General features: G+C 69.7%; 3 protein-coding genes. All 3 read right to left on the bottom strand.

Translation table 11 applies throughout. From position 1 onward, the window contains the following. Positions 1 to 5,367: ESPR-type extended signal peptide-containing protein (locus QTI51_RS07960; RefSeq protein WP_286512037.1), on the bottom strand; the 5,367-nt coding region annotated here is incomplete at its 3' end. Positions 5,368 to 5,672: 305 nt separating this feature from the next. Next, the gene (locus QTI51_RS07955; protein WP_116909074.1) at positions 5,673 to 6,227 is read right to left on the bottom strand and encodes a methylated-DNA--[protein]-cysteine S-methyltransferase; all 555 of its coding nucleotides are present in this window, start codon (positions 6,225 to 6,227) and stop codon (positions 5,673 to 5,675) included. Continuing rightward, entirely contained in the window at positions 6,227 to 7,474 is a 1,248-nt protein-coding gene (locus tag QTI51_RS07950; protein ID WP_116909073.1) for a YbfB/YjiJ family MFS transporter, read from the bottom strand. The genes QTI51_RS07955 and QTI51_RS07950 overlap by 1 nt, the downstream gene beginning before the upstream one ends. Positions 7,475 to 7,532 lie beyond the last annotated feature (58 nt).

The following is a 7,532-nucleotide window of genomic DNA, read 5'->3' as shown; positions in this document are numbered from 1 at the left end:
ACTCAAGCCCGTCGACAGGCTGGTGATTCCACTGGTTGCTGTGCTGAGGCCTGTCGATGTCGAAGTCGACAAGCTGTCCACGTTGCTGTTCGTCGTACTCAAGCCGGTCGATAGGCTGCTGATGCCGCTCGTCACGGTGCTCAGCCCTGTCGAGGTCGAAGTCGACAGGCTGTCCACATTGCTGTTCGTGGTGCTGAGGCCAGTCGACAAGCTGGTGATACCGCTGGTCGCGGTACTCAGGCCGGACGACAGGCTAGTGATTCCACTGGTCGCCGTGCTGAGGCCTGTCGATGTCGAGGTCGACAAGCTGTCCACGTTGCTGTTCGTAGTACTCAAGCCCGTCGACAAGCTGGTGATACCGCTGGTCGCGGTACTCAGGCCGGACGACAGGCTTGCGATTCCGCTTGTGGCTGTGCTGAGCCCCGTCGATGTTGAAGTAGACAGGCTGTCGATGCTGCTCGTTGCAGTGCTCAAGCCTGTTGATGTGGAAGTCGACAGACTGTCGACGACGCTGTTCGTCGTGCTGAGGCCCGTGGACAGGCTCGTGATCCCACTTGTTGCCGTGCTCAATCCTGTCGATGTGGAAGTCGACAAGCTGTCGACGTTGCTGTTCGTGGTGCTCAGCCCGGTCGAAAGGCTCGTGATCCCGCTGGTGGCGGTGCTCAGTCCCGTCGAGGTCGAAGTCGACAGGCTGTCTACATTGCTGTTCGTCGTGCTCAGGCCTGTCGACAGGCTGGTGATGCCACTGGTCGCGGTGCTCAGTCCTGTAGACGTAGAAGTCGACAGGCTGTCTACGACGCTGTTCGTGGTGCTCAGCCCTGTCGACAGACTGGTGATTCCGCTGGTGGCCGTGCTTAACCCGGTCGACGTCGATACGGACAAGCTGTCGATGCTGCTCGTCGCGGTGCTCAGTCCTGTCGAGGTGGACGTCGACAAGCTGTTCACGTTGCTGTTCGTGGTGCTTAGCCCGGTCGACAGACTGGTGATTCCGCTCGTGGCCGTGCTCAACCCGGTCGAAGTCGATACAGACAAGCTGTCGATGCTGCTCGTCGCAGTGCTCAGTCCTGTCGAGGTGGACGTCGACAAGCTGGCCACGCTGCTGTTCGTGGTGCTCAGGCCGGAAGACAAACTCGTGATCCCGCTCGTCGCAGTGCTCAGGCCCGATGACAGACTGGTGATGCCGCTTGTGGCCGTGCTCAGCCCCGTCGAAGTGGAAGTCGACAAGCTGACCACACTGCTGTTCGTCGTGCTCAGGCCGGTGGACAAACTCGCGATCCCGCTTGTCGCGGTGCTCAGGCCCGATGACAGGCTGGTGATGCCGCTCGTCGCGGTGCTCAGCCCGGTCGACAAGCTCGTGATCCCGCTGGTGGCCGTGCTCAACCCGGTCGATGTCGATATCGACAGGCTGCCCACACTGCTGTTCGTCGTACTCAGCCCCGTCGACAAGCTCCCGATCCCACTCGTCACCGTGCTCAGCCCCGACGAAAGACTCGTGATCCCGCTGTTCGTCGTGCTCAACCCCGTCGACAAACTACCGATCCCACTCGTCACCGTGCTCAGCCCCGAAGAAAGACTCGTGATCCCGCTGTTCGTCGTACTCAACCCCGTCGACAAACTCCCAATCCCACTCGTCACCGTGCTCAACCCCGAAGAAAGGCTAGCGATCCCGCTGCCCGTAGTGCTCAGCCCGGCGAACAGCTGGCTGCCGTTGATCGCATCGGTCGAGGTCGCGGTCACCTGCCCCGCGGCCACGTTGGTGACCTGCCGCTCGGCGCCCGCCGCACCCACGCTGACCACCCCCACCGGCGCCGCCCCGGCAAAACCGCCGTAGGTGATGCCGCCGACCGTGGCGCTGGAAACGCCGGTCGCAGCCGCGGTCGTGGCGCCGTCGCCCAGCGCCACGCTGCGCGCCACGCTCGCATTCGCGCCCAGGCCGATGGCGATGCCCGAAGTGGCCCCGGACGCCACGACCGACTGCCCGCCGATGGCGATGGAATCGGTGGCGCCGGCCGCGGCACCGGCGGTGGCGTTGCCCCCCAGCGCCGTTGCGCCTGCCGCCGAAGCATTTGCCAGCCGGCCGAGGGCCGCGGCGTTGTCGCCACCGGCGCTGGAACCGGACCCGATGGCGATGCCGCGGATGCCGCCGGCGTTCGCGGCGAGGCCGAGCGCAATGGCGTTCAGTGCGCCGGCCGATGCGGTGGGACCGATGGCCGTGGCGTTCTGGCCGGCCGCCGCCGCACCGTTGCCGATGGCCGTGGCGTTCTGTCCGCCGGCGTTCGCGCCGGTCCCGAACGCCGACGAACTCGCGCCGCTGGCCTTGGCGGAAGTGCCGAACGCCATGGCGTTGGCGCCGACGGCGTTCGCACCGGCGCCGAAGGCCTCGGACGACGCGCCGGACGCATTGGCAAGCGTGCCGAACGCCATGGAATTGATGCCGACGGCCTGCGCCGAATTGCCGTAGGCCGTCGACGAGTTGCCGCTGGCGTCGCCCACCGCCAGTGAATTGCTGCCGATGGCAAGGTCGTTGGCGAATGCCGCGTTGGCGTTGGCGCCGATGGCCGTCGCGCTGTTGCCGTTGGACCTGGCGCCGGTGCCGAAGGCCAGCGCGCTCGGAGCGGCCGCGCGCGCCGTGTTGCCCAGCGCCACCGCCCCGCCGCCGATCGCGTCACTCGCATTGCCCAACGCCACGGACCCTTGCCCGATGGCGTTGACCGAATTGCCCAGCGCCACCGCACCGTTGGCGGCGGTGGTACCGGCCAGGTTGCCGGCCGCCGTGGCGTTGGCGCCCAGTGCGACGGCACCGTCGCCCGTGGCGGTGTTGGGGTCGCCGATGGCCACGGCGCCGTTGCCCGTGGCCTTCTGCCCGCGCCCGATGGCCACCGCGCCGCCGGTTGACGTGCCGCTGTTGGCCGTGGTGCCGCTGGAGCCGATGGCCACGTTCTGTCCGGTCGCGCCGCTGGTCACGCCGTCGCCCTGGGCAATGCCGAAGGCGGCCCCGACCGTCGCACCGCGGCCGATGGCGATGCCCGAGGTTGCCGCGGCACCGACGTTCGACTGCCCGCCGATGGCCACGGAATCGGTCGCGCCGGCCACGGCGCCCAGGGTGACGTTGCCGCCCAGGGCCGTCGCGCCCGTGCCGGATGCATTCGCCAGCCGGCCGACCGCTGTCGCGTAGTCGGCGACGGCGTTGGCGGCCGAGCCGATGGCGATGCTGCGAACGCCGTTAGCGTTGGTGTTGAACCCGAGCGCGGCGGAGTTGATGCCCCCGGCCAGCGCCGAGGTGCCAACCGCCGTGGCGTTCTGCTCGGAGGCGTTGGCGCTGGCCCCGAGCGCCGTCGAGTTCGATGCGCCGGCCGCGGCGGAAGTGCCCAGGGCAACGGCGCCCTGGCCCACGGCGTTCGCACCGTCGCCCTGCGCAATGCCGAAGGCACCGCTCACGGTGGCACCGCGCCCGACGGCAATGCCTGAGGTTGCCGTTGAGCCCACGCTGGACTGGCCACCGAAGGCCAGCGAATCGGCGGCTGCTGCGGCTGCGCCCGACGCGGCGTTGCCGCCCAGCGCCGTCGCGCCCACGCCGGAGGCATTCGCCAGCCGGCCGGCGGCCGTCGCGAAGTCGGCGACGGCGTTGGCGCCGGAACCGATGGCAACGCTGCGGCTGCCGCTGGCGTTTGTGCCGAAGCCGAACGCGGCGGCGTTCACGCCGCCGGCCCATGCCGAGTTTCCGAGTGCGGTGGCGTTCTGTCCGGCGGCGTTCGCGCTGGACCCGAGCGCCGTCGAATTCGCGGCCGTGGCCTTCGACGTGCTGCCGATGGCGATGGCGCCGGTGCCGTTCGAATTGGCGCCGGAGCCGAAGGCCAGCGCGCCCGCGCCGTTGGCGTTGTTCGCATTGCCCAGCGCGACCGCGCCGACGCCGAGCGCCGTGTTCGCGCTACCCAGGGCCACGGCACCGTCGCCCCCGGCGTTTTGCGCACGCCCGACGGCCACCGCGCCGCCGGTGGCGGTGTCGCTGTCCGCGGCGGTGCCTGACGAGCCGATGGCCACGTTGTGCCCGGTGGGGCCGCTGAAGCTGCCGTCGCCCTGCGCAATGCCGAACGCGCCGTCGACGAAGGCGCCGCGGCCGATGGCGATGCCCGACGTAGAGACCCCGAGCACTTCGGACTGCCCGCCGATGGCGATGGAATCGGGCGCGAGGGCCATCGCGCCCTTGGTGGCGTTGCTGCCCAGGGCGGTGGCGCCGGCTGCGGTGGCCTGGGTGGTCGCGCCCAATGCGGACGAAAAGCCGCCGGTGGCCGCGGCCGTCACGCCGATGGCGACGTTGCGCGTCGATGTCGTGTCGGACGCCAGCCCGGCCGCGGCACCGGAACCCAGGGCGATGTCTGCCGTATTGAATGCGTCGGAGCCGCCCAGCGCCAGCGAGTTGTCGCCGTGCGCTCGGGTGAACGAGCCCAGCGCCGTGCTCCCGAGGCCCGCGGATTCGGCGCCCGTGCCCACGGCGATGCCGTTCGCCTGGCTTGCGATGGCGCTGTAGCCGAAGGCGGCGGAATTGGTGCCGTGCGCCTCCGACAAGGTGCCGAATGCGATGGCCCCGCCCGCCGTCGACTTGGCGCCGTCGCCCTGCGCGATGCCGAACGCCCCGGTGACCGTCGAGCCTCGCCCGATGGCGATGCCCGAGGTGGCGGCGGCGACGACCGATGCCTGGCCACCCAGCGCAATGCCGTTCGGCGCCGCAGCCTGCGCGCCCTTGGTCGCGTTGGCGCCGATGGCGACCGCGCCGGCGCCAGAGGCGGTGGTCGAGTTGGCGACGCTCAGCGGCGTGGTGCCGTCGCCCCCCGAGCCGCCGATGGCGACCGCGTTGGCCCCCGGCGCGTTGCTGCCGAATCCCATCGCAATGCTCGAGATGCCGCTGGCCGACGACTCCAGCCCGAACGCGGTCGACCAGCGGTTGGCCACGCTCAGGAAGCCCAGCGCCGATGCGCCGATGCCGGTAGCGCTGGCGAAGCTGCCGTACACCGTGACCGAATTGAAACCGCCCCCGCTCGCGTTGCAGCCCGCCACCGACGAATAGGTGCCCGAGCCGTCCGAGCTGGGCGCGCCGACGCCGGCGGGCCCGTTGGTGGTGGGGCCCGGATTGACGCGGCCTGGCGCGACGGAGGCACCCGTCGCGCAGGTCGAGCTCATCAGGATGACGTCGGCCAAAGCCGTTCGCGGCCAGGCCTGCAATACGACGAGCGCCGCAGCCGCCAGCGCGAACTTCAACGCGGTCCGGCGGCCCGCGCGGTTGGGCTTGCCGCGTGCCAGGCTGGTTTCCGGAACCGCCACCCACGCGCCGAGGGACGCGTTAAAGGCGCTTCGAAACGACTTGTTCATGGGCCGCGCCTGCTTTCTTGCAAAGCCGCTCGCAGCGCTGCGTGCACAGCATCTGCGGACTCCCCTGTGAGCTACCCCGGACCTCCTGCCCGGACCGGCTGGAATTCGCTCTGGAAATTCGGCTTTACAAGGCCCTATGAATTGCGCGGCGAAACCAGCGTTTTTATTTTTACGCCCAATCGCAGCAATTTCATACCCGGCTAATACGGGTTTTCGGCTATTTGTTTTTAATTGCGCTCCAATTCTCTCGAATTCTCTCCATTTGCAGGAAAGGGCGGCGCTTTTGAATTAGGACGGCGCTTTGTTTAAAAAAGCGAGCCCATTCCGTTCGGCCGGGCATCCTCTATGCCGAGCATGCGCAGCTTGGTCAGCGCGCCGCCGCCGGCGGAAAAGCCGCCGGGCTTGTTGCCCGCGGCCAGCACGCGGTGGCAGGGCACCACCGGCGCGAAGGGGTTCAGGCCCATCGCCTGGCCGACCGCGCGGGCCAGGGTCGTGTCGCCGAGCTCTTGCGCGATGTCGCCATAGGTGCGCGTTTGCCCCGGCGGAATGCGCCGCGCAATGGCGTAGATGCGCTGGTGAAATTCCGACACGCCGCGCATGTCGAGCGCAATGTGCAGCAGGTCGTCGTGCTTGCCTTGCAGCAAATCCTGGATGGCGGTGATGGCGCGCTGCGCCATTTCATCGGCCTCATCGGCCTCATCGGGCAATTGCTCGCGCAATTCCGGAAACCGCCGCTGCATGCGCAATCGGGTGGCCGGTTCGCCGTCGTCGGCCGGCAATTGCACGCCGACCAGCCCCTGCGGCCCCCACGCCAGCGCGCACACGCCGATGGCGGTGTCGAACAGCGCAAAGCCGCTCATCAGGCCTCCTGCAGCGCGTGCTGGCGCGATGCCAGCACCGCGCCCAGCCACAGCGCGATGGCCGACGCCACCAGGCCGCGCGCCAGGCCGCCCGGCCCGTCGGAGATCCAGCCGGTGACGGTCGGCCCCACGATCTGCCCCAGCGCGAAGACGATGGTGAACATGCTGATGCCCTGCGCCCAGCGCGACGACGGCAGGTTGTGACGCACCAGCGCGGTGGTCGATGCCACCACCGACAAGAAGACCCCGCCGAACAGCACGCCCGACACCAGCGCCACCGGCGCCGACGCGCTCAGCACCGGCAGCAGCGTGGCCACGCCCAGCAAGCCGTTGAGCAAGGCCTGCGGTTGCCCGCCGCGGTACCGGTCGAGCAGCCCGGCCCACAACCGCGACGACGCCACGCACGCGACGCCCAGCAAGGCATAGAACAACGTGACGAAGCTGGCGCTGGCGCCCTGCTCGCGCAGCAGCGCGATCACGAAGGTCATGTAGCCGATGTAGCCCATGCCGAACAGCGTGTAGCCCGCGAGCGCCCAGCCGAAGCGGCGCAGCGCGACCGGCGGTGCCGTGCTTGCGGTTGCCGCTCCAGCGCCCGTTCCCGCGGACGATGCATGCACCGGCCGCTCGGGCATGGCGCGCCCCGCCCAGGCCAGCAGGCAGGTGGCCGCGCCGCTGGCAACGGCCAGCGCCCACCACGCCCAGGCCCAGCCATGCGGAACCTGCGACGCCGCCTTCAGCACCTGCGGCACCAGCAGCGCCGACAGCAGAATGCCGAAGCCGGTGCCGCCGTAGTAGATGCCCAGCAGCAGCCCCCCGCGTGAAGCGCCGTTCGCCGCATCGGCCTCGCCGAGCCGCGCCGCCAGCAGCCCGCCCGCCACGAACACCCAGGCGCTCGCCACGCCCGCCAGCAGGCGCTGCGCCAGCAAGGCCGGCGCGGCGGTGACAAAGCCGCTGCCCGCCATGAACACGCTGGCCAGCACCGCCCCGACCACCAGCAGCCGCACCACGCCGAAGCGCCGCATCAGCGCTGGCGTGATCAACGCGCCGATCAGGTAGCCGACCGCGTTCGCCGTGTTCATGCCCCCGGCCAGCGCATAGCTCCAGCCCAGGTCCGCGCGCATCGGCGGCAGCAGCAGCCCGTAGGCGAAGCGCGTGATGCCGAGCGACACGGCCGCGCCCATCGACAGCGCAAAGGCGAGCCGCAGCGTGGGCTGCGCGGGAACGTGGGAAGTGAGGGTGGTCGACATCGGAGCGGGGTGGCGCGGCTATTTTGCGGCAGCCCGCACGATCGTGCTGATCGTGCAG

It is taken from the genome of Variovorax sp. J22G73, from assembly GCF_030317035.1.
GTDB lineage: Bacteria > Pseudomonadota > Gammaproteobacteria > Burkholderiales > Burkholderiaceae_C > Variovorax.
This window is presented reverse-complemented; position numbering and strand designations above follow the sequence as displayed.